This is a genomic window from Flavobacterium hankyongi (assembly GCF_036840915.1).
GTDB lineage: Bacteria > Bacteroidota > Bacteroidia > Flavobacteriales > Flavobacteriaceae > Flavobacterium > Flavobacterium hankyongi.
Genome location: NZ_CP085725.1, coordinates 327,643 through 350,634 on the forward strand (window position 1 = coordinate 327,643; position 22,992 = coordinate 350,634).

Genomic DNA, 22,992 nt, shown 5'->3' on the forward strand with positions numbered 1-22,992 from the left:
TTAATCTTCAGGTTGATCAAATATATGCGATTTAGAATAATTTCGCCACTTTTCTATACACTCTTTCATGTCATCTGGAATTTCTGTATCAAAACGCATGTATTCCTTAGTGACAGGATGTTCAAAACCAAGTGTTTTTGCATGTAGTGCTTGGCGTGGTAATATTTTAAAACAATTTTCTACAAACTGCTTGTATTTTGTAAAAGTTGTTCCTTTTAAAATCAAGTGACCACCATATCTTTCATCATTAAATAACGGATGTCCAATATATTTCATGTGAGCTCTAATTTGATGCGTTCTACCAGTTTCTAAAATACAAGAAACTACAGTGACATAACCAAATCTTTCTAAAACTTTATAATGTGTTATTGCTGGTTTCCCAATGTTAGGATCTGCATATACCGCCATCTGCATTCTGTCAACAGCATGACGTGCTAAGTTTCCTTCTATTGTTCCTTCATCTTCTTTTACATTTCCCCAAACAATAGCAATATATTCTCGCTCAGTAGTTTTATCTTCAAATTGTTTTGCTAAATATGTCATTGCAGACTCCGTTTTTGCAATAACTAATAGGCCCGAAGTATTTTTATCTATTCTGTGAACTAAACCAGGACGCTCACTGCTGTTCATTGGTAAGTTATCAAAATGATAAGCAAGTGCATTGACTAATGTACCCGTATAATTTCCGTGTCCAGGATGAACTACTAAACCAACAGGTTTATTAATAACAAGTAATGCATCGTCTTCGTAAACGATGTCTAAAGGAATGTTTTCGGGAATAATATGATTTTCAAACGGAGGGTGTGAAAGCATTACCTTTATCTCATCAAAAGGTTTTACTTTATAATTTGATTTTACAGGAATTCCGTTAGCAAAAATATTACCTCTTTCTGCGGCTTGTTGAATTTTATTGCGTGTTGCATTTTCGATAAGTTGCATCAAAAACTTATCTACACGTAAAATCGATTGACCTTTAGGTGAAATAAATTTGTAATGCTCGTATAACTCGTCGTCTAATTCTTCGTTTTCAAAAACTTCCTGACTCATTATTCTGTAGCTGTTGAATCTGTTCCTTGATTAATTTCGTCAAGATTTTCTTCCTCAAAACCAATCTTACCATCTCCTAAAACCAAATCAACTTTAGTCATTTTAAGTACTTGTTGTCCAGCTTTTATTGATTTTCCTCCAACTTTCATTTCAAGAACCATATCTTTTGCGAGGTTAGGAATATATGTTGTATCACCAACTTCTAAGCCAAGAGCTTTTAATGTTGGTACAGCTTGACGGTATGTTTTTTGGACTAAATCGGGTAGTCTAACTTTAGAGTAACCCGAAGCATTTATTTTTACATAAATAACACGGTTTTGTTTCACTTTTGCACCAGGTGCCGGATCTTGTTGCACTATCGAATGTATAGGAAATGAAGAATTGAAATCAACTGTGTCTAATAACTCATAGTCTAAATCGAGCTCATCTAATTTGTCTTCTGCTTCTTCAAGAGTTAGTTTGCTTAAGTTAGGAACTGTTATCTCTTCACCATGATTAGTTGTAAAACTAATCCAATACATGAATAAAAACAGTGATGCACATATAATTAAAAAAGCTAAAGCAAGTTGCTTGAAAAAAGTAAAACTAAATAGGAATTTTTTGAGACTCATAAAAAATGATTTATTGCAAAGATATAAAAATACTAAAGCGATTTCATTTCAAAAAAAATGATAATTTTGTTTAAACACAAATACAATTTATGAAAAATATCGCCATTATTATGGGAGGTTACTCAAGCGAGTACCAAATTTCACTTAAAAGTGGAAACGTAGTTTACCAAAATCTTGATCAGGCAAAATACAAAGGATACCGTATTCATATTTTTAAAGAAAAATGGGTTTATGTAGACGATAATGATAATGAATATTTAGTAGACAAAAATGATTTTTCTGTTATTGTTAATGGTAATAAAATTGTTTTTGATTGTGTTTTTAATGCAATTCACGGAACTCCTGGAGAAGATGGATTAATGCAAGCTTATTTTGAACTGCTAGGAATTAAGCAAACATCATGTGATTATTATCAAGCAGCCTTAACTTTTAATAAAAGAGATTTGCTATCGGTTTTAAAACCTTACGGAATAAAAACAGCAACCTCATTCTATCTAAATCAAGGAGATAAAATAGATGTAGATGAAATCATAGAGAAAGTAGGATTGCCTTGTTTTGTTAAACCAAATAAATCGGGATCAAGCTTTGGAATTTCTAAAGTACATAAAAAAGAAGATTTTTTAAATGCTGTCGAAAATGCTTATAAAGAAGACAACGAAATTATTATTGAAAGTTTTCTTGATGGAACAGAAGTTTCCGTGGGTGTTATAAATTATAAAGGAGAAGTAATTGTATTGCCTATGACCGAAATAGTTTCTGAGAATGATTTTTTTGATTATGAAGCAAAATATTTAGGAAAGTCACAAGAAATTACACCTGCTAGGCTTACCCCTGAGATAGAAGCAAGAGTTCGTGAAGTGGCTAAAAAAGCGTATGTGGTTCTTAAAATGAGTGGTTTTTCGCGTAGTGAATACATCTTAGTAAATGGTGAGCCACATATGTTAGAAATGAATACAATTCCTGGTCTTACAAATGAAAGTCTGATTCCTCAACAAGCTCATGAAGCTGGAATATCATTATCAGATTTGTTTTCAAACGTTATCGAACTAGCATTAAATAAATAATTATGCGCAGAGCCATATTTCCAGGATCATTTGATCCTATTACTCTAGGACATTTAGATATAATCAACCGAAGTATTCCTTTGTTTGATGAAATTATAATAGCAATTGGTGTCAATGCAGAAAAAAAATACATGTTTCCTTTAGAAGAACGTAAGCGTTTTATAGAGGAAACGTTTAAGCTAGAAGATTCAATTTCAGTAATAACTTACGAAGGATTAACAATTGACCTTTGTAAAAAATTAGAGGCCGATTTTATATTAAGAGGTTTGCGTAATCCTGCTGATTTTGAATTTGAAAAAGCGATTGCCCACACAAATAGAAAATTATCTAAAATTGAGACTGTTTTTCTTCTAACAGCAGCAGATACTTCTTTTATAAGTTCAAGTATCGTTAGAGATGTTATTAGAAACGGAGGAAATTACAAAGTATTGGTACCAGATGCAGTTACTGTGAAATAATGAAGAGACTTCTTAAATTATCTGCATTTCTTTTTTCAGCATTTGTATATTCTCAAAAATATGAGACAGTATTCGAAAAAGGTAACGGAAATCAATCTGCTACTTACGATCAAGTCATTTCGTTTTACAAAATGCTGGACAAAGACTTCGAGTCCATAAAAATGGAATCAATGGGACTTACAGATTGCGGAGAATCATTACAATTAGTTATTTTTAACCCTGATAAAAAGTTTGACTCTAGATCATTTGATAAAAGAAAATCTGTCATTTTAATAAATAACGGAATTCACGCAGGAGAGCCAGATGGAATAGATGCTTCTATGATGTTTTTTAGAGATTTGGCTATTGGAAAAATAGCTGTTCCTAAAAATACCATTGTAATTGCAATTCCTGTATATAATATTGAAGGATTGCTTAATCGAAATTCGACTTCAAGAGTCAATCAAAATGGTCCTGAAGAATATGGTTTTCGTGGAAACGGAAGAAATTTCGACTTGAATCGAGACATGATTAAATCGGATGCAAAGAATACAAAAGCACTTGTTGAAATTTTGCATAAATTCAATCCAGATATCTTTATAGATAATCATGTGAGTAATGGAGCTGATTATCAATATTTGTTAACCTACATTCAATCCCAACCTGACAAGTTAGGGAAGGAGTTGGGTGATTTTCAAAGAAATGTCATGACACCATCTATAGTGAAAAATCTTAAAGAAAATGGTGTTGAGTCTATTCCTTATGTAAATGTTTGGGGAGGTACACCGGATAAAGGATATGCTCAATTTTTTGATTCACCTAGATATACTACTGGTTACACATCTTTATTCAATATGATAGGCTATGTTGTCGAAACACATATGCTAAAAGATTATGCTAAAAGGGTAGGAGCAACGTACCGTTTTATGGAATCTCTCCTCAATTTTGTAGATAAAAATACAGAACAACTTAAAGAGACAAGAAAGAAAAATTCACTTCAATTTTCTATTGGTGACAAATATCCAGTACAATGGAAATTGGACTCAACTAAAGTTGATAAAATGAAATTTTTAGGCTATGAAGGAAGCTATAAAAAAAGCGATGTGACAACAGGAGATAGGCTGTTTTATGATAGGAATAAGCCTTATAGTAAAGAGATTGATTTTTATCCAAAATATAAATCGGTAAAAGAAGTGGTTGTTCCTAAATCATATGTTATTCCAAAGTCTTGGTGGAATGTGATTAATTTATTGAAAGCGAATAATTGTCAATATACCATCCTGAAAAATGACTCAATAATAGAAGTAGAAAGTTATAAAATAGCCGATTATAAAACTGCCACATCGGCTTATGAAGGACATTATAATCATCGTAATACAAAAGTTACTTCTTTTGTTCAGAAAACTAGATTTAGTAAAGGGGATTATTTGTTTTCTGTGAATGAAACCTCAATAAAATACCTATTAGAAACTTTGGAGCCAGAAGCGTTGGATTCTTTCTTTAATTGGAATTTTTTCGATACTATTCTTCAACAAAAAGAAGGATACTCAGAATATGTTTTTGAAGATTTAGCTAATGAAATTTTACAAAAGAACCCTAATTTGAGAAAACAATTAGATGAAAAAATAAATAATGATAAAGCTTTTGCACAAAATCCCGAAGCACAACTAGATTGGGCATATAAAAACTCTGTTCATTACGAAAAAGCACATTTGCAATATCCTGTTTATCGAATCATAAAATAAAAAAAGCTCTATTCATGGAGCTTTTTTTCTTCTGTAAATAACAGTTTTATGTTTTCGTATGAGTTTTTCAGTGCTTCTTCAACTTCGTGTGGTTTTAACCAAGCTACTTTTTCAATACCTTCTTCTATTTGTCCAACGGGTTTTCCTTCAAAAGAAGAATGCATTTCAAACCATTGTGTTATTTTAAGTTTGTATTTACCGTTACGTTTAAATACATGGTATGTTTTAGGAAGTTTATTAGTTATTTTAAGTTTTCCAACACCAGTTTCTTCTTTAACTTCTCGTATAGCGGTTTCTTCATATTCTTCACCGCGATCCATTCCGCCTTTTGGTAGATCCCATTTTCCGTTTCTAAAAATAAAGAGAGCCTCTCCTTTGTCGTTATGAACTAATCCGCCTCCTGCTTTGCAAACTGGTATTTTGGCTCTCAAAGTTTTCATAATTTCTTTTTCATCAGGATGATATAAATACACCTTCTGAAATTTGTTTTGAAAAAAACCAATTATTAATTGTTCTATGTCGACACTTTCCAATAAAAAAAACTTGAAATCAGTTTCTTTTTTGATTTCATTTGTCAGGAAAAGAGGCTTGTCGTTTACAAAAACTTTATACATTTGTACTATGATTTTTAATAAAGATACAGCGAGTAAAACTGCCGAATTGCTTTTACAAATAAATGCAATTAAATTGAATTCTAAAAATCCTTTTACATGGGCTTCAGGTTGGAAATCTCCAATCTACTGTGATAACAGGGTAATTCTATCTTTTCCGGCGATAAGAAATTTTGTAAGAGACGAATTTGCAAAGAACATTGAAAAGCAATTTGGTAAACCAGATGTTATAGCTGGTGTTGCCACAGGTGCTATTGGAATAGGTATGCTTGTTGCGCAGGAATTAGGTTTGCCATTTGTTTATGTTAGACCTGAACCTAAAAAACATGGTAGAATGAATCAAGTAGAAGGGTTTTTGCAAAAAGGCCAAAATGTTGTGGTAGTGGAAGATCTTATCAGTACAGGAAAAAGTAGCTTGCTGGCAGTTGAGGCTCTAAAAAATGAAGGTGCAAACGTTAAAGGAATGGCTGCCATTTTTTCATACGGTTTTCAAGTTGCAACTGATAATTTTAAAGAAGCAAAAGTAAATTTGTATACATTAAGTAACTATGATAGCTTGATAACTTTGGCAGTAGAAAAAAAATATATTGCAGAAGATGAGCAGGAAACCCTTGAAGAATGGAGAAAAAATCCATCTGAATGGAATGTTGAAGTATAGTTTTTGTTAAATAAAGAATCAAATAATTTATAAATCTAAAATAATGAATTTAGAAAGTCCGAAAGTTACTGTTCAAAAATCTGCAGAATATTTATTTAACGAATTAAGTCAAGTTAAGAATTTTGAAAAATTAATGCCTGATAATATCGCTAAATTTGAAGTAATCGATGAAAATTGTTTCGAATTTGGTTTAAAAGGTATGCCTGAAATTAAATTGTTAAAAAAAGAAGTTACTCCAAATTCTAAAATTGTTTTAGGAGCTGCTTCAAGTAAATTGCCTTTTACATTGACTGCAAATTTAAGCGAAGAAGGTGTAGAAACTACAGGAGTTCAATTGTTTTTTCAAGGTGAATTTAATGCAATGATGGCAATGATGATTAAAGGACCAATCTCAAAGTTTATTGAGACTTTAGCAGAGAATATGCATAAATTATAATACAATAAAAAAAGCCATTCATATGAATGGCTTTTTTTATTGTATTATAATTCTTCTTTAATCTTTGCTGTGGCAATAAAATAGATTCCTGCTATGATAAATGGTATACTCAACCATTGACCTGTAGATAGCATACCTAGAATGTTTTCAAATCCTCCTTGACTTTCTTTAACAGATTCTACAATTATTCTAACTGTGAATAGTGATACTAAAAACACACCAAAAAGGTAACCTTGTTTTAAACGAGCATTTGTTTTCCAATATAAAAAGAAAAGTAAAGCAAACACAAAAATATAACCAAAAGCTTCGTATAACTGAGAAGGATGTTTAGCAGGAACTTTATCTAAAACAGATGTAAATTTAGGATCTGTAGCAATTGCATTAAAAGCTGCTTTGGAATCTGTTAAACCTGTAATTCTCATAGCTTCAATTGGGCGTATAGCATCTTGAATGAATTTAATACCAAATGATGATGTAGTTTCATGACCAACAATTTCTGAGTTAAAGAAATTGCCTAAACGTACAAAAATTGCTCCACTTGCTACAGGAATTACAACTCTGTCTAGTACCCATAAAACGGGTTTTTTCATTACTTTTTTAGAGAAGAAATACATAAAAATAATTACTGAGATTGCTGCGCCGTGGCTTGCAAGTCCTTGAAATCCTGTGAATTCAAAACTCGGGTTGAAACGAAAAGGTAAAAAGATGCTAAAAAAATCTTCTTTAAATAATTCCGGTTGGTAAAATAGAACATGTCCTAATCGAGCGCCAAGCAATACAGAAATAACCATCCATATAAACATATTGTCTAGTTTTTCAATTGGCTCTTTCTCTCTTTCGAATATTTTTTTCATTATGTAAAAGCCTAGCGAGAATGCTACGACAAACATCAAACTGTAAAAACGAATTGTAAATGAACCTATATGTATTCCTTCAGAAGGATTCCAAACAAAGTAAAGTGGGTGTGTCATATTGTATTTTATTCAAAGTGTTTCAAAAATAACAATAAAAATTACTACAACAATAGTTATTTAATTGAATTTAGGAATATTTTAAGGTACAGGATCATAACCGCTTCCTCCCCAAGGATGGCAACGCCCAATTCTTTTTAATCCTAAAAATAGACCATAAATGGGACCATGCTTTTTTAAGGCTTCAATCATGTAGCTTGAACAAGTAGGTTGGTATCTGCAAGTAGCAGGCATGAGTGGTGAAATAAGTATTTTATAAAACCAAACTAAGAAAAGTAAAGGAGCTATAGCTATTTTTTTAATCATAAAGTAATTGTTAAAATGAATAAACCGGCTGTAAACCGGTTTATTTTTTATTAAGTCATAAAAGTAGTTCCTTCTTTACCGTCTTTTAAGATAATACCAATAGCGGCTAGCTCATCCCTTATCTGGTCAGACATTGCCCAGTTTTTATTAGCTCTAGCTTCGTTGCGCATTTTTATCAACATTTCGACAACTCCATTTAGTTTATCAGAGTTGTTTGCAGTAGCTTCTTCATTCTTAATTCCTAAAATATCAAAAACAAATGTTGTTAAAGTATGTTTCAAGTTATCTAAATCAGCTTGTGAAATTGATTCCTTATCATCATTAATTAAATTGATATATTTTATTCCTTCAAACAAATGTGCGATTAATATAGGCGTATTAAAATCATCATTCATTGCATCATAACAATTCTTTTTCCAAGCAGAAATATCTATTGATGATGTGTTTGATGAAGAAATTTTATCTAAAAGTTTAATTCCTTCAAACAGCCTTGTTAATCCTTTTTCGCTAGCAACCATAGCTTCATTAGAAATGTCTAAAACACTTCTATAATGAGCTTGCATAAAACAAAAACGTACTACACTTGGACTGAATGCCTTTTCAAAAAATTTATTTTCACCATTTAAAAGTTCAATAGGAAGTATAAAATTTCCTGTAGATTTACTCATTCGTAAGCCATTCATGGTTAGCATGTTAGCGTGCATCCAAAAATTTACTGGCGAAGAGCCATTGCAACCTTTGCCTTGTGCTACTTCACATTCATGATGAGGAAATTTCAAGTCTAATCCACCTCCGTGAATATCAAAAGTTTCTCCTAAATATTTAGTACTCATGGCTGTACACTCTAAGTGCCAACCTGGAAAACCTTCTCCCCAAGGAGAATTCCATCTCATGATATGAGCAGGTGATGCTTTTTTCCAAAGTGCAAAATCAGGAGCGTTTTTCTTTTCGTTTTGTCCGTCTAAATCACGAGTATTGGCAAACAAATCTTCAATGTTTCTATTGCTTAATTCACCATAATTTAAACCTCTGTTGTTGTATTCTAACACATCAAAGTATACAGAACCATTACTTTCATAGGCAAGACCTTTTTTAATCAACTTTTCTGTCAATTCAATCTGTTCTATAATGTGTCCCGTAGCAGTAGGTTCTATAGTTGGAGGTAAAAAATTGAATAAATCTAAAACCTTGTGGAAGTACACTGTATATTTTTGTACAATTTCCATTGGTTCTAATTTTTCTAATCGAGTTTGTTTTACAAAACGATCGTTATCAACATTTCCATCATCTGTTAAATGTCCTGCGTCAGTAATATTTCTCACATAGCGAACATTATATCCTAGATGCAAGAAGTATCTGAAAATCATATCAAAACTCATAAAAGTACGCACATTACCCAAATGAACATTGCTGTACACAGTAGGTCCACAAACATACATCCCAATATTACCTTGAAGAATAGGAGTGAATGTCTCTTTTTCGCCTGTAAGCGAATTGTATATTTTTATAGGATTGTCTTGATATAAATGCATTACTGGGAGCTATTTCCTGCTATCCGCTATATCTTTTTGCTATACATTTCGACTTCGCTCAGTAAACAAAAAGGATGCCGCTTCTATCAGGGCTATTATTAAAATTTTGTGTCTAATTTAATATAATCTAAGAATTCTCTGCGTGTTTTTTCTTCTTTGAACTTTCCGCCAAATTCAGCAGTTACAGTACTACTTTCAATGTCCTTTATTCCTCTTGAATTTACACAAAGGTGTTTTGCATCAATAACACATGCAACGTCTTCAGTTCCAAGAGCAGCTTGAAGCTCTTGTACAATTTGCATTGTTAAACGTTCTTGAACTTGAGGTCTTTTTGCATAATAATCCACAATACGATTCATTTTAGATAAACCAATCACTTTTCCGTTCGAAATATAAGCAACATGAGCTCTACCTATAATAGGTAATAAATGATGTTCACAAGTTGAATAAACGGTTATGTTTTTTTCAACAAGCATTTCACCATATTTATAATTATTGGCAAAAGTTGAAGAACCAGGTTTTTTATTAGGGTGTAATCCCCCAAAAATTTCTTTAACGAACATTTTGGCTACACGATTAGGAGTTCCGCTTAAACTGTCGTCGGTTAAATCCATCCCTAAAGTTGTTAAAATACTTTCTACATCCTTTCTAATTGAGGTGATTTTTTGTTCATCTGTCAATTCGAAAGCATCTTTACGTAGAGGGTTTGTGGCACTTGTACCTATGTGGTTATTTCCAATTTCTTCTTGAAATTCTTCGTTCTGAGTCATTATAAAATATTCAACAGTTTTATATAAGACGCAAATATACATATTATATTCAGATTATAAATTTTGATTTTTAACATAAAAAAAGTTAAATAAAAATGTGTTAATTGTTAAAAATTCATTAATTTTCGCAAATTTATTTGAGCAAAATACAATAATTATGAAAAAACACCTACTTATCTTCATTTTTTCATTGGGATATTTTCTGTCATTTTCGCAAAATGCCCCAACTGTATATGTGGATATACAAGCACCTTTGCCAATATGTAATCCGGGAGAATCAACCACTCTTCAGGCTGATTATTTGCAAACTTATGCTACAAATACTAATAACTATGATGTGACATCGATTCCGTATGCACCTTCTTATCCTTTTACGGGAGGAACACTTTTAGATGTGTCAGTCGATGATATTTGGTCACCAATAGTGACTTTACCCTTCCCTTTTTGTTTTTATGGACAAAACTATACTAAATTATTAGTAGGAGCTAATGGTGTTGTAACTTTCGATATCGCTGGTGTTGTGCCAGGTGGAACACAAACACCTTTAGTAGCTGGTGGTTGTGATTGGAGTTTTTCTTCATCAATACCAACTACTAATGCAGATTTCAATATAAGAAATGCAATTTATGGGGTTTATCAAGATATTCATCCAGGTTTAATTACTAATCCAGTAGTTCAGAATATTAATTATTATGTAACTGGAACTTACCCTAATAGAGCTTTTGTTCTTAATACATCTGAGATCCCTCAATTCTCTTGTAATACAAGTGTTGGTCTTCAAACTTATCAGATCATTTTATATGAAACAACTAATACTATAGATGTTCTTGTTAAGAAAAGGACACCTTGTAATGCATGGCAGAACGGTGTTGGGGTTATTGGACTTATGAATAAAGCGGGGACTTTAGCTGCTGTGCCACCAGGTAGAAATACTGGAAACTGGAGTGCATTTAATGAGGCATGGCGTTTTACTCCATCAGCTGCAGGAGGGTCAAATGTGACTTTAAATTGGCATTTAGGTAGTTCAACTGGTCCAAGTTTAGGATCAGCAAATCCAATTACGGTTTCTCCTACAACACCAACAACGTATACAGCTGTAGCAACTTACACTAGATGTGATGGTACTTTAATAGAAATACAAGACGATATAACTGTTGGTGTAGAACCAGCTTTACCAACTTTAGATCCTCAAGACATAACACTATGTACATCTTCTCCAGGACCTTATACATTTAATATTAACCAAAATACTTATATGGCAAATGGTTATGCAACGCCTGGTGATTTTGTGTTTAGGTATTATGTGGATAATGCTGGTGCACCAGGGGCTCAAATTCCTAATGCAACTTTAGGTGCATACACACCAATATCTACTACATATCCACAAACCATTTGGGTTGAAATAGAAGAGCAAGGAACTGTAACCGGCACAGGGTGTACGAATCTTAGATCTTTTCAATTAAACGTTACAGCTGGTCCAAGTGGAAGTTTTAGTTATACACCTGCTACTTATTGTGAGTCGATTACATCGCCACAGGCTGTAACATTAAGTGCATTGACATCGGGAGGTGTTTTTAGTGCTACACCAGCAGGATTGATTATAGATCCAACTACAGGAGCAATTACACCAAATGGTAGTACACCTAATACATATACAGTTCATTATGATATAGTTGCATCGGGAAGTTGTCCAGCATTTTCGGCACCAACATTCACTGTGACAATAAATCCAGCTCCAACAGCGCCAGCAGTAACGGTTGTTCAACCAACATGTACGGTGACTACAGGTTCCATTACTGTAACTTCTCCATTAGGAGCGGGTTATGAATATAGTGTCGATAATGGCATGAACTATCAATCTAATCCATTATTTCCAGGATTACCACCTGGATCATACATAGTTATTGTAAGAGATATCAGTTCTTCTTGTGTATCTTCGACAACTCCTGTTACCATTAATACCCCTCCGGGATCACCTTCAATACCGCTTGTTGGAACAACAGCACCAACATGTACAGCAGATGGATCGAGCACAATCACAAATTACGATCCTACGTTAACTTATACTTTCACCCCAGCAGGTCCTACAGTAGGCGCAGGTGGAGTTATTACAGGTATGTTGGTTGGAACATCTTATACAGTAACAGCAACTAATGCGACTTGTTCTTCTGCTCCATCAGCAGCATTTAGTAATTTACCAATGCTAATTACTCCAGTAGTTCCAATAACTAGTACAACAGCGGCTACATGTACAGCAGATGGATCAAGCACGATTACAAATTATGTAGCAGCTCAAATCTATACTTTCACCCCAACAGGTCCAACAGTAGGCGCAGGTGGAGTGATTACAGGTATGGTTGCAGGAACGAGTTATACCGTGACAGCAGGTAATGGAAGTTGTACATCGGCAGCTTCGGCATCATTTAATAATCCAGTTATGCTTACAACTCCTGTAGTTCCAACAATAAACACAGCATCAGCAACTTGTACAGCAAATGGATCAAGTACGATAACCAATTATGTTGCGACGTTAACTTATACTTTCACCCCAGCAGGTCCTACAGTAGGCGCAGGTGGAGTTATTACAGGTATGTTGGTTGGAACATCTTATACAGTAACAGCAACTAATGCGACTTGTTCTTCTGCTCCATCAGCAGCATTTAGTAATTTACCAATGCTAATTACTCCAGTAGTTCCAATAACTAGTACAACAGCGGCTACATGTACAGCAGATGGATCAAGCACGATTACAAATTATGTAGCAGCTCAAACCTATACTTTCACCCCAACAGGTCCAACAGTAGGCGCAGGTGGAGTGATTACAGGTATGGTTGCAGGAACGAGTTATACCGTGACAGCAGGTAATGGAAGTTGTACATCGGCAGCTTCGGCATCATTTAATAATCCAGTTATGCTTACAACTCCTGTAGTTCCAACAATAAACACAGCATCAGCAACTTGTACAGCAAATGGATCAAGTACGATTACCAATTATGTTGCGACGTTAACTTATACTTTCACCCCAGCAGGTCCTACAGTAGGCGCAGGTGGAGTTATTACAGGTATGGTTATAGGAACGAGTTATACCGTGACGGCAGGTAATGGAAGTTGTTCATCAGTTGCATCAGCGGCATTTAGTAATGCAGCAATGTTAGTTACTCCAGTAGTTCCAACGACAGCAACAACAGCGGCTACATGTACAGCAGCTGGATCAAGCACGATTACAAATTATGTAGCGGGTCAAACCTATACTTTCACCCCAACAGGTCCAACAGTAGGCGCAGGTGGAGTTATTACAGGTATGATTGCTGGAACGAGTTATACCGTGACGGCAGGTAATGGAAGTTGTACATCGGCAGCTTCGGCATCATTTAATAATCCAGTTATGCTTACAACTCCTGTAGTTCCAACAATAAACACAGCATCAGCAACTTGTACAGCAAATGGATCAAGTACGATTACCAATTATGTTGCGACGTTAACTTATACTTTCACCCCAGCAGGTCCTACAGTTGGAGCAGGTGGAGTGATTACAGGTATGGTTATAGGAACGAGTTATACCGTGACGGCAGGTAATGGAAGTTGTTCATCAGTTGCATCAGCGGCATTTAGTAATGCAGCAATGCTAATTACTCCAGCGGTTCCAACAACAGCAACAACAGCGGCTACATGTGCGGCAGCTGGATCGAGCACGATTACAAATTATGTAGCAGCTCAAACCTATACTTTCACCCCAACAGGTCCAACAGTAGGCGCAGGTGGAGTGATTACAGGTATGGTTGCAGGAACGAGTTATACCGTGACAGCAGGTAATGGAAGTTGTACATCGGCAGCTTCGGCATCATTTAATAATCCAGTTATGCTTACAACTCCTGTAGTTCCAACAATAAACACAGCATCAGCAACTTGTACAGCAAATGGATCAAGTACGATAACCAATTATGTTGCGACGTTAACTTATACTTTCACCCCAGCAGGTCCTACAGTAGGCGCAGGTGGAGTGATTACAGGTATGGTTATAGGAACGAGTTATACCGTGACGGCAGGTAATGGAAGTTGTTCATCAGTTGCATCAGCGGCATTTAGTAATGCAGCAATGTTAGTTATTCCAGTAGTTCCAACGACAGCAACAACAGCGGCTACATGTACAGCAGCTGGATCAAGCACGATTACAAATTATGTAGCGGGTCAAACCTATACTTTCACCCCAACAGGTCCAACAGTAGGCGCAGGTGGAGTGATTACAGGTATGATTGCTGGAACGAGTTATACCGTGACGGCAGGTAATGGAAGTTGTACATCGGCAGCTTCGGCATCATTTAATAATCCAGTTATGCTTACAACTCCTGTAGTTCCAACAATAAACACAGCATCAGCAACTTGTACAGCAAATGGATCAAGTACGATTACCAATTATGTTGCGACGTTAACTTATACTTTCACCCCAGCAGGTCCTACAGTTGGAGCAGGTGGAGTGATTACAGGTATGGTTATAGGAACGAGTTATACCGTGACGGCAGGTAATGGAAGTTGTTCATCAGTTGCATCAGCGGCATTTAGTAATGCAGCAATGTTAGTTACTCCAGTAGTTCCAACGACAGCAACAACAGCGGCTACATGTGCGGCAGATGGGTTGAGTACAATTACCAATTATAATGCTGCACAGACGTATGTTTTCACCCCAACAGGTCCAACAGTAGGCGCAGGTGGAGTTATTACAGGTATGACAGCAGGTATAAGTTATACGGTAAAGGCTAGTAACGGAAGTTGCTTATCGGGAGCATCGATAGCGTTTAAAAACCCTGAAAAACTTACCACTCCAGTGATGACCTTAACTAATGGCTATGTTTGTGTGGATCCAAATTCAGGAGCTGTGTTGAATACTTATACAATTACGGCTAATTTAAGCGCGACAGATTATAGTTTCCAATGGACAGATAGTTCAGGAGCGATAGTAGGAGGATCAGGAAATTCATATACAGCATCAGCACCAGGAACTTATACTGCAATTGCAACTCCACTCACATCGGCAGTATGTCCGCCATTACCAGCACAAGCTACAGTAGTTCCATCATCATGGCCACAGGCTTTAGATGTAGTTACTTCAGAATATTTTGCAGATGTAATGAGTATTAATGTAATGGCTACACCAGCAGGGAATTATGAATATTCGTTAGATGGTGGAGATTACCAAAGCAGCAGTGTGTTTACAGATGTAACACCTGGAGAACACACAGTCACGGTTCGTGATGTACATCAGTGTGGAGATATTTCAATTACTACTACACTTATTGATTTTCCAAGATATTTCACGCCAAATGGTGATGGCTATCATGATACGTGGAATATTTCTGCCTTACAAGGTCAGTCTAATTCAAAAATTCATATCTTTGACAGATTTGGAAAATTACTGAAAGAAATCAGACCTTCGAGTAGTGGTTGGAACGGTACCTTTAACGGACAAGACTTGCCATCAACAGATTACTGGTTTGTGGTATTCTACCAAGAAAAAGGACAAAACAAAGAATTTAAATCCCATTTCTCTTTAAAACGATAAATGGTTTTAATAAAAAGAAAGAGGCTTACAACTGTAAGCCTCTTTCTTTTTTTAAATTATTATAAAAATTGAATTAAGATGTATTTCAATTTTATTGAAATTAATTGTTATAAACTTTTAACGCTTCACCTAAAATTTGAACAGATTTTATCAAGTCTTCATTTTTTAAAACATAAGCAATACGAACTTCATTTTTTCCAACATTAGGAGATGAATAAAATCCAGCAGCAGGTGCAACCATAACAGTTTCACCATTAAAATTGAAACTTTCTAATAACCACTGAGCAAAATTATCAGCATCTGTTACAGGTAGTTGAGCAATACAGTAAAAAGCACCTTTTGGAGTGGCAACTTTTACACCTGGGATTTTATTTAATTCTGTAATTAAAGTATCGCGACGCTCTTTATATTCAGTAATTACTTCGTCAAAATAGCTTTGAGGAGTTTCTAATGCAGCTTCACTGGCAATTTGTTCGTAAGTTGGCGGGCTTAAACGTGCTTGAGCAAATTTTAGTGCCGTTGACATTACTTCTTTGTTTTTAGAAACAATACATCCAATTCTTGCTCCACACATGCTATAGCGTTTTGAAACAGAATCAATCATTATAGCGTTTTCTTCAATTCCAGGAACATCCATTACAGAATAGTGTTTAGCTCCCTCATCGTAAACAAATTCTCTGTAAACCTCATCAGCAATTAAAAATAAATCATGTTTTTTTACCAACTCAGCTAATTGATTGATTTCTGATTGAGAATATAAATAACCAGTTGGGTTTCCGGGATTGCAAATTAAAATTGCTTTAGTTTTAGAAGTAATTAGTTTTTCAAAATCTGCAATAGGAGGTAATGCAAAGCCTTCATCTAGTGTAGATATAACTGGGACAACTTTTACTCCAGATGCAGTTGCAAATCCATTATAATTAGCATAAAATGGCTCAGGAATTATTATTTCATCACCTGCATCCATGGTAGTTCCAATAGCAAAAAGTAAAGCTTCTGAACCGCCTGTAGTAATTATAATATCTTCTTTATTAATAGGTAGTCCAATTTTTTGATAGCTTGATGCTAGTTTTGTTCTGTAGCTATCAAATCCTGCTGAATGACTGTATTCTAATATTTTTATATCAGAATTCTTAACAGCTTCAATTGCAATTTCAGGTGTTTTGATATCGGGTTGACCGATGTTTAAATGATAAACTTTGTGGCCGTTTTTTTTGGCCATTTCTGAATAAGGAACCAGTTTTCTTATGGGAGATTCTGGCATTTGATGTCCTTTATTTGATATTTTAGGCATAATAAAAAGTTTGGTGATGCAAATTTGCAATTTTTTTTGCAGAATAGTTCTTTAAAATTGTTTCAATTGTGTTAATTATGTGTTTTCCGTTTGAGAAAATTAGTAACTTTAAAGAAAGCCGTTTAATTAATGAAAAAAATATCCATTTTTATTCTTTTTTTATTGTCGATTAATTTTATTTTTTCTCAAGGAAATTTTAAATTTTTGACCAATAAAAAAAAGATTTCAATCCCTTTTCAAGTAGGAAATAATCTTGTAATTATTCCTGTAGAATTAAATGGAGTCAAGCTTAATTTTTTGCTTGATACAGGAGTAGAGAGTACCATTTTGTTTAGTTTAGAGGAAGCAGATTCGATATCTTTCAATAGTTTACAAAAGATTAAAATTAAAGGACTTGGTACTGGTAAAGCAATAGAAGCATTACACTCAAAGGGAAACGACTTAAGAATCAACGGTTTTGTAGATAATAAGCATGAAGTTTTTATTATACTAGATCAAGAAGTAAACTTTTCTTCCCAAGTTGGAATTCCAGTTCATGGTATTATTGGTTATAATTTTTTTAAAGATTATTTTGTTGAAATAAACTATAAAGCAAAAAGGGTAGTTGTTTACAGAAATATTGATGACTATCCTAAATCAAGACTTAAATCATTTGAAGAAATTCCTATTTCGTTAGAATTAGAAAAGCCATATATTTTTGCAGATATATTATTAAATGAAAAAAATATTAAAGCTAAACTTTTAGTCGATACTGGAGGTAGTGATGCTATTTGGTTGTTTGAAGATGGAGAGATTATTGAGTCTCCAAATGATTATTTTATTGATTTTTTAGGAAAGGGTTTTAGTGGTGATATACATGGTAAAAGAGCTAGAATTAAGAAGATGAATATTGGTAATAAAGAAATTAATTTACCTACTATATCTTTTCCAGATAAAGAGTCGTTACAGAACGCTAGTTTTGTTAAAGATAGAAAAGGATCTATTGGTTCAGAAATACTAAGAAGATTTACAACTATTTACGATTATAAAAACGGAAGAATGTTTTTTAAAAAAAATAATGACTTTGAGGATCCATTTAATTATAATATGAGTGGAATCGAAGTTCAACATAGTGGTTTGCAATGGATAAAAGAAGAAGTTCAGTTTAAAACAAATTTATTGAGTACTGTAAAGGACGAAGTTTCAGTTTATGAGTCTGGAAGACAAAATAACCTTAAGTATCAATTTGCTTTAAAACCAGTATATGAGATAACAAGCGTGAGAAAATCTTCTCCAGCAGATTTAGCAGGTATAAAAAAAGGAGATATAATAGCAGTATTAAATGGTAAGTATGCTTTTAAATACAAACTACAAGACATTATTTCGTTGATGCAATCTGAAGAAGGGAAATGGATTAAACTAGAAGTAGAAAGAAATGGTGTAATATTTAAAACTAAATTTCAACTCAAAAAAATATTGTAAAAAATAAGGCTCATTTTTGAGCCTTATTTTTTTAGTTATTTGGTAACGTTTTTTTCTTCTCCATAACATTTACATCCGAAGCAGCTACAACTGTACCTTTAATTTTTAATGCTATCTTTCCTCCCTCATAATTTACCGCATTAGATTCAACTGTAATTGTTTTTCTAATTGGTCCAGGATTCATATTGTATTTCACTTCAATTTGACCAGTTTTACCTGGCATAATTGGTTCTTTTGGTTTACTAGGAACAGTACAACCACAAGTAGATTGCACATTTGTAATAATCAAAGGAGCATCTCCAGTATTAGTAAATTCAAAAACACGAACACCATTGTCACTTTCTTTTGTTACTGTACCGTAATCAATAGTATTGTCTTGGTCTTTAAATTCAATTTTCGCACCTTTTTGTGCGCTAGCTGAAAAGGCAAAACCTAAAACAGCCATTATTAACATTAGTTTTTTCATAATTTTTAATTTAAGTCCAGTAAGATTTGTTTTTGTAAACTTACAAAAAATCTTTCTTTTTATATTTACATAGTTTACTTACTTTTGCAATAAATTACAAAAAGTGTACCAAACTCATTTATACATATTTCTTCAGGAGCGAGTCAGTCTTTACATCCAGTAAACTATATTCCCGCTGTCCGCACTACATGGTAGTTAGCTCCCATCGGGGCTATAGAGCAATCAACAACACTTTTGTAAACTTTTAGAATCTAAACATTCTAAATTCTAAACTCTAAATTCTAATTTAAAAATGATACCAGCACAGTTTGATCCAAAATCTGTAGAAAAAAAATGGTATGACTACTGGATGGAAAACAAATATTTCCATTCTACGCCAGACCACCGTAAACCATATACAATTACCATTCCGCCACCTAATGTAACAGGAGTGTTACATATGGGGCATATGTTAAATAATACCATTCAGGATGTATTAATCCGTCGTGCACGTTTAAAAGGATTCAACGCTTGTTGGGTACCTGGAACTGACCACGCATCGATTGCTACAGAGGCAAAAGTTGTTGCCAAACTAAAAGCTGAGGGTATCAATAAAAACGATTTATCCCGTGAAGAATTCCTGAAACATGCTTGGGAATGGACTGATAAATATGGAGGAACAATCCTTGAACAATTAAAACAATTAGGATGTTCTTGTGATTGGGATAGAACCAAATTCACAATGGATCCTGATATGTCAGCTTCTGTAATTCGTTCGTTTGTTGATTTGTACAACAAAGGACAGATTTATCGTGGTTACCGAATGGTCAACTGGGATCCCGAAGCGAAAACAACGTTATCTGACGAAGAAGTAATTTACGAAGAGCGTCAAGGGAAACTTTACCATTTAAAATATCAAATTGAAGGTTCAAATGAATTTGTAACAATTGCAACGACACGTCCAGAAACTATTTTAGGTGATACCGCCATTTGTATTCATCCAGAGGATGAGCGTTATTTTCACTTAAAAGGGAAAAGCGCCATTGTTCCTATTTGTAATCGTGTAATTCCAATCATATTTGATGAATATGTGGATATGGAATTTGGTACAGGTTGTTTAAAAGTAACTCCTGCCCACGATGTAAATGATAAAACGTTAGGCGAAAAACACAACTTAGAAATTATTGATATCTTCAATGAGGATGCGACTTTAAATAGTTTTGGGTTGCATTACGAAGGTAAAGATCGTTTTGTAGTTCGTGAAGAAATTTCAAAAGAATTGGAAACGATTGGCGCTTTAGCTAAAGTTGAAAATCATATCAATAATGTAGGTACTTCCGAGAGAACCAAAGCGGTAATTGAGCCTCGTTTGTCTGACCAATGGTTCTTGAAAATGGAAGAGTTAGTAAAACCTGCAATCAAAGCGGTTTTAGAATCTGATGAAATTAAATTGTATCCATCTCGTTTTAATAATACTTATGCGCATTGGTTAAACAATATTCGCGATTGGAATATCTCTCGTCAGTTATGGTGGGGTCAACAAATTCCGGCGTATTATTATGGTGATGGAAAAGAAGATTTCGTAGTTGCTGAAAATATAGAAGATGCTTTGGTTTTAGCAAAAGAAAGAACTTCAAATTCTAATCTTCAAACTTCAGACTTAAAACAAGATGCTGATGCTTTAGATACTTGGTTTTCTTCATGGTTATGGCCAATGGCTGTTTTTGGAGGGATTATGGAACCAGAGAATGAAGATTTTAAATACTATTATCCAACGAATGATTTAGTTACAGGGCCAGATATTTTATTCTTTTGGGTAGCCCGTATGATTATTGCAGGTTACGAATATGCAGGAGAAAAACCATTTTCAAATGTATATTTAACTGGTTTGGTTCGTGACAAACAAGGACGTAAAATGTCTAAATCATTAGGCAATTCTCCTGAGCCATTAGGATTGATTGAAAAATTTGGTGCCGATGGTGTTCGTTGTGGATTGTTGCTAAGTGCTTCTGCAGGAAATGATATTTTGTTTGACGAAGAATTATGCAACCAAGGGAAAGGATTTGCTAATAAAATTTGGAATGCCTTCCGATTGATTAAAGGATGGGAAGTAGCCGATATTTCGCAACCAGAATCGTCTAAAGTGGCGATAGAATGGTACGAAGCGAAATTGCAAAAAACATTGGTTGAAATCGAAGACAACTTTGATAAATACCGTATTTCGGATGCTTTAATGTCTATTTACAAATTGGTTTGGGATGATTTCTGTTCGTGGTTCTTGGAAATGATTAAACCAGGATACCAACAACCAATTGACAGAGCTACTTTCAATAAAGCCATCGAAATGTTGGAAGCTAATTTGAAGTTATTGCATCCATTCATGCCGTTCTTGACAGAGGAAATCTGGCAGTATATTGCAGACAGAACTCCTGAAGAAGCTTTAATTGTGGCACAATGGCCAGCAATAAAATCGTATGACGAAAAATTAATTGCCGATTTTGATTTTGCTACCGAAGTAATTTCAGGAATTAGAACGATTCGAAAAGATAAAAATATTTCGTTCAAGGATACCATCGAGTTAAAAGTAGTAAACAACGAAAAGGCTTCAACATATTTTGATAGTGTAATTACCAAATTAGGTAATGTATCTTCTTTAGAATATGTTTCTGATAAAGTAAATGGAGCTCTTTCTTATCGTGTAAAATCTAATGAATACTTTATTCCAGTAGGAGAAGGTATTGATATTGCTGCTGAGATTAGTAAATTAACAGAAGAATTAAATTATACAAAAGGTTTCTTGAAATCGGTTCAAGGGAAGCTTTCTAACGAAAAATTCGTTAGTGGAGCACCAGAGCAAGTAATTGCTAACGAACGCAAAAAAGAAGCTGATGCTTTAGCTAAAATTGCTACTTTAGAACAAAGTTTAGCAAATTTGAAATAGTAATTTATCCAAACCTAACAGGTTTTCCGAAACCTGTTGGGTTTTAAAATAGAAAATCCCGAGTTAAGAGCTCGGGATTTTTTTATGTTTTTAAATATGGTGAGTAGTAAACGGTAAATAAATTACTGAAAATTCAAGTTTTAATTTGTTTTAAGCACAGTGCTTTGTTGGGGGAAGCCATTATTTTTTGTCGACCTGATTTGATATTTTTTCCCATGCTTCAATCGTCATGATTATTAAATCATTTTTTTTGCAATCCCACATTGAAACATATTTTTTTGACATAACATAACTAGATTCCCATTCCGTAAATTTTTGATATAACATCGTTGTGCATATGTCGGTTGCTGTAATAATGTCGCTATATTCTGGAAGATGACTATGCATTGAAGCTACAGACTTTTTATCTGGATCACCACCACCATATTGAACGGGAATTAAGCTTGAATGTAATTTTTTTATATTGTCAATGTTTTCTTTTCTATTAAAAGTAATAAGGTAATCGTTTCCAAAAAGAACAACTCCATTTTGTGTTGGGCCTGTTAAAACATAAACTTTTTTACTGTCTTTTGAAATAATTGGAACTATATTTAAATTCGTGTTTTTATATTGTTTAAAAATTGTATCATTACTTATTGCTTCAAGAGATTTAGTTCTTAACTCGAAAAGTTGAGATTCAATTTCAGATGGTTTTCTTTCAACCAAATCTGTCTTAGCATTTTTAATGTCGAATGTTTTGTCAAAAGTAACCATTCCAATTATTTGAGGTACTTTGTCATTAGATAGAAAAACACACTTTGTGTTTTCTTCTTCAGTATATGAAACGTAACCTCCGAATTTGGATCGATCTATCTTTTCAATAAGAATGTCGCTTCCATACCATGAAGCCATTTCAGACTTGAATAGTAATATTCCTTCTTTAACGACTTCATCTTTCATCTTATCTATTTTACTTTGTGCAAAACAATTTAGACTGAAAATGATAATGGCAAATTTTAATAATAATTTCATTTGGTTTATTTTTATGCTGTAAGTTCAATAAGTTTTCTCTAATGTATCGCCGCTTTACTTCTGTTGCGATCTTCGGAAACGATTATTTTCTGTTA

The 22,992-nt window shown here is 34.0% G+C and carries 18 protein-coding genes; 8 read left to right on the plus strand and 10 right to left on the minus strand.

What is annotated here, in order from left to right; genetic code table 11:
• Both LJY17_RS01570 and LJY17_RS01575 read right to left on the minus strand, forming a co-directional pair.
• Nucleotides 1-1,047 carry an RluA family pseudouridine synthase gene (locus tag LJY17_RS01570; RefSeq protein WP_264542116.1) on the minus strand — a complete coding sequence of 349 codons (1,047 nt, stop codon included), beginning with the start codon at nt 1,045-1,047 and terminating at the stop codon, nt 1-3.
• Complete coding sequence (locus LJY17_RS01575) at nt 1,047-1,658, minus strand: PASTA domain-containing protein (protein WP_264542117.1); 612 nt, start codon at nt 1,656-1,658, stop codon at nt 1,047-1,049. Before LJY17_RS01575 ends, LJY17_RS01570 begins: the two co-directional genes overlap by 1 nt.
• A gap of 89 nt (nt 1,659-1,747) precedes the next feature.
• Here LJY17_RS01575 and LJY17_RS01580 point away from each other — a divergent pair, with 89 nt between their 5' ends.
• From LJY17_RS01580 to LJY17_RS01590, 3 genes are read left to right on the plus strand one after another with little or no spacing between them, the layout of a single operon-like run.
• A complete protein-coding gene (locus tag LJY17_RS01580) occupies nt 1,748-2,722 on the plus strand; it encodes a D-alanine--D-alanine ligase (RefSeq protein WP_264542118.1) in 975 nt (324 codons plus the stop codon).
• 2 nt (nt 2,723-2,724) lie between these two features.
• The gene (gene coaD / locus LJY17_RS01585; protein ID WP_264542119.1) at nt 2,725-3,180 is read left to right on the plus strand and encodes a pantetheine-phosphate adenylyltransferase; all 456 of its coding nucleotides are present in this window, start codon (nt 2,725-2,727) and stop codon (nt 3,178-3,180) included.
• Nucleotides 3,180-4,904, plus strand: a complete 1,725-nt coding sequence (locus LJY17_RS01590) for a M14 family metallopeptidase (protein ID WP_264542120.1) — start codon at nt 3,180-3,182, stop codon at nt 4,902-4,904. Before coaD ends, LJY17_RS01590 begins: the two co-directional genes overlap by 1 nt.
• Before the next feature lie 8 nt (nt 4,905-4,912).
• On the opposite strand, the gene LJY17_RS01595 is transcribed toward LJY17_RS01590, so the two are convergent.
• A complete protein-coding gene (locus LJY17_RS01595; protein ID WP_264542121.1) occupies nt 4,913-5,518 on the minus strand; it encodes an NUDIX hydrolase in 606 nt (201 codons plus the stop codon).
• Nucleotides 5,519-5,525: 7 nt separating this feature from the next.
• Between LJY17_RS01595 and pyrE the strand changes: the two genes are divergently transcribed.
• Together pyrE and LJY17_RS01605 are read left to right on the plus strand one after the other, a co-directional pair.
• Nucleotides 5,526-6,173 (plus strand): orotate phosphoribosyltransferase, encoded by a 648-nt coding sequence (gene pyrE, locus LJY17_RS01600; RefSeq protein ID WP_264542122.1) that lies wholly within the window; start codon nt 5,526-5,528, stop codon nt 6,171-6,173.
• Nucleotides 6,174-6,216: 43 nt separating this feature from the next.
• On the plus strand, nt 6,217-6,609 hold the full coding sequence (locus LJY17_RS01605; protein ID WP_264542123.1) for an SRPBCC family protein: 393 nt from the start codon (nt 6,217-6,219) through the stop codon (nt 6,607-6,609).
• Nucleotides 6,610-6,653: 44 nt separating this feature from the next.
• Here LJY17_RS01605 and lgt read toward each other — a convergent pair whose 3' ends face one another.
• From lgt to folE, 4 genes are all read right to left on the minus strand, one after another.
• Nucleotides 6,654-7,580 (minus strand): prolipoprotein diacylglyceryl transferase, encoded by a 927-nt coding sequence (gene lgt / locus LJY17_RS01610; RefSeq protein WP_264542124.1) that lies wholly within the window; start codon nt 7,578-7,580, stop codon nt 6,654-6,656.
• 81 nt (nt 7,581-7,661) lie between these two features.
• Nucleotides 7,662-7,886 (minus strand): membrane protein insertion efficiency factor YidD, encoded by a 225-nt coding sequence (gene yidD, locus LJY17_RS01615; RefSeq protein WP_264542125.1) that lies wholly within the window; start codon nt 7,884-7,886, stop codon nt 7,662-7,664.
• A gap of 50 nt (nt 7,887-7,936) precedes the next feature.
• Nucleotides 7,937-9,418: a cysteine--tRNA ligase gene (gene cysS, locus LJY17_RS01620; protein WP_264542126.1), complete on the minus strand. Its 1,482-nt coding sequence runs from the start codon at nt 9,416-9,418 to the stop codon at nt 7,937-7,939.
• A gap of 98 nt (nt 9,419-9,516) precedes the next feature.
• Entirely contained in the window at nt 9,517-10,188 is a 672-nt protein-coding gene (gene folE, locus LJY17_RS01625; RefSeq protein ID WP_264542127.1) for a GTP cyclohydrolase I FolE, read from the minus strand.
• A gap of 157 nt (nt 10,189-10,345) precedes the next feature.
• Here folE and LJY17_RS01630 point away from each other — a divergent pair, with 157 nt between their 5' ends.
• The gene (locus tag LJY17_RS01630) at nt 10,346-15,745 is read left to right on the plus strand and encodes a T9SS type B sorting domain-containing protein (RefSeq protein WP_264542128.1); all 5,400 of its coding nucleotides are present in this window, start codon (nt 10,346-10,348) and stop codon (nt 15,743-15,745) included.
• Between the two features lie 100 nt (nt 15,746-15,845).
• On the opposite strand, the gene LJY17_RS01635 is transcribed toward LJY17_RS01630, so the two are convergent.
• The gene (locus tag LJY17_RS01635; RefSeq protein WP_264542129.1) at nt 15,846-17,039 is read right to left on the minus strand and encodes a pyridoxal phosphate-dependent aminotransferase; all 1,194 of its coding nucleotides are present in this window, start codon (nt 17,037-17,039) and stop codon (nt 15,846-15,848) included.
• Nucleotides 17,040-17,243: 204 nt separating this feature from the next.
• Here LJY17_RS01635 and LJY17_RS01640 point away from each other — a divergent pair, with 204 nt between their 5' ends.
• Nucleotides 17,244-18,500: an aspartyl protease family protein gene (locus LJY17_RS01640; RefSeq protein WP_264542130.1), complete on the plus strand. Its 1,257-nt coding sequence runs from the start codon at nt 17,244-17,246 to the stop codon at nt 18,498-18,500.
• A 31-nt stretch (nt 18,501-18,531) separates the two neighbouring features.
• On the opposite strand, the gene LJY17_RS01645 is transcribed toward LJY17_RS01640, so the two are convergent.
• On the minus strand, nt 18,532-18,966 hold the full coding sequence (locus tag LJY17_RS01645) for a DUF1573 domain-containing protein (RefSeq protein WP_264542131.1): 435 nt from the start codon (nt 18,964-18,966) through the stop codon (nt 18,532-18,534).
• 292 nt (nt 18,967-19,258) lie between these two features.
• On the opposite strand from LJY17_RS01645, the gene LJY17_RS01650 reads away from it, so the two are divergent.
• Nucleotides 19,259-21,886 (plus strand): valine--tRNA ligase, encoded by a 2,628-nt coding sequence (locus LJY17_RS01650; RefSeq protein WP_264542132.1) that lies wholly within the window; start codon nt 19,259-19,261, stop codon nt 21,884-21,886.
• 180 nt (nt 21,887-22,066) lie between these two features.
• On the opposite strand, the gene LJY17_RS01655 is transcribed toward LJY17_RS01650, so the two are convergent.
• Nucleotides 22,067-22,897 carry a hypothetical protein gene (locus LJY17_RS01655; protein ID WP_264542133.1) on the minus strand — a complete coding sequence of 277 codons (831 nt, stop codon included), beginning with the start codon at nt 22,895-22,897 and terminating at the stop codon, nt 22,067-22,069.
• Nucleotides 22,898-22,992 lie beyond the last annotated feature (95 nt).

What these genes read in the sequence shown, in the direction of transcription:
- LJY17_RS01570 (WP_264542116.1), bottom strand. Translation starts at nt 1,047, where the DNA reads ATGAGTCAGGAAGTTTTTGAAAACGAAGAATTAGACGACGAGTTATAC.
- LJY17_RS01575 (WP_264542117.1), bottom strand. Translation starts at nt 1,658, where the DNA reads ATGAGTCTCAAAAAATTCCTATTTAGTTTTACTTTTTTCAAGCAACTT.
- LJY17_RS01580 (WP_264542118.1), top strand. Translation starts at nt 1,748, where the DNA reads ATGAAAAATATCGCCATTATTATGGGAGGTTACTCAAGCGAGTACCAA.
- coaD (WP_264542119.1), top strand. Translation starts at nt 2,725, where the DNA reads ATGCGCAGAGCCATATTTCCAGGATCATTTGATCCTATTACTCTAGGA.
- LJY17_RS01590 (WP_264542120.1), top strand. Translation starts at nt 3,180, where the DNA reads ATGAAGAGACTTCTTAAATTATCTGCATTTCTTTTTTCAGCATTTGTA.
- LJY17_RS01595 (WP_264542121.1), bottom strand. Translation starts at nt 5,518, where the DNA reads ATGTATAAAGTTTTTGTAAACGACAAGCCTCTTTTCCTGACAAATGAA.
- pyrE (WP_264542122.1), top strand. Translation starts at nt 5,526, where the DNA reads ATGATTTTTAATAAAGATACAGCGAGTAAAACTGCCGAATTGCTTTTA.
- LJY17_RS01605 (WP_264542123.1), top strand. Translation starts at nt 6,217, where the DNA reads ATGAATTTAGAAAGTCCGAAAGTTACTGTTCAAAAATCTGCAGAATAT.
- lgt (WP_264542124.1), bottom strand. Translation starts at nt 7,580, where the DNA reads ATGACACACCCACTTTACTTTGTTTGGAATCCTTCTGAAGGAATACAT.
- yidD (WP_264542125.1), bottom strand. Translation starts at nt 7,886, where the DNA reads ATGATTAAAAAAATAGCTATAGCTCCTTTACTTTTCTTAGTTTGGTTT.
- cysS (WP_264542126.1), bottom strand. Translation starts at nt 9,418, where the DNA reads ATGCATTTATATCAAGACAATCCTATAAAAATATACAATTCGCTTACA.
- folE (WP_264542127.1), bottom strand. Translation starts at nt 10,188, where the DNA reads ATGACTCAGAACGAAGAATTTCAAGAAGAAATTGGAAATAACCACATA.
- LJY17_RS01630 (WP_264542128.1), top strand. Translation starts at nt 10,346, where the DNA reads ATGAAAAAACACCTACTTATCTTCATTTTTTCATTGGGATATTTTCTG.
- LJY17_RS01635 (WP_264542129.1), bottom strand. Translation starts at nt 17,039, where the DNA reads ATGCCTAAAATATCAAATAAAGGACATCAAATGCCAGAATCTCCCATA.
- LJY17_RS01645 (WP_264542131.1), bottom strand. Translation starts at nt 18,966, where the DNA reads ATGAAAAAACTAATGTTAATAATGGCTGTTTTAGGTTTTGCCTTTTCA.
- LJY17_RS01650 (WP_264542132.1), top strand. Translation starts at nt 19,259, where the DNA reads ATGATACCAGCACAGTTTGATCCAAAATCTGTAGAAAAAAAATGGTAT.
- LJY17_RS01655 (WP_264542133.1), bottom strand. Translation starts at nt 22,897, where the DNA reads ATGAAATTATTATTAAAATTTGCCATTATCATTTTCAGTCTAAATTGT.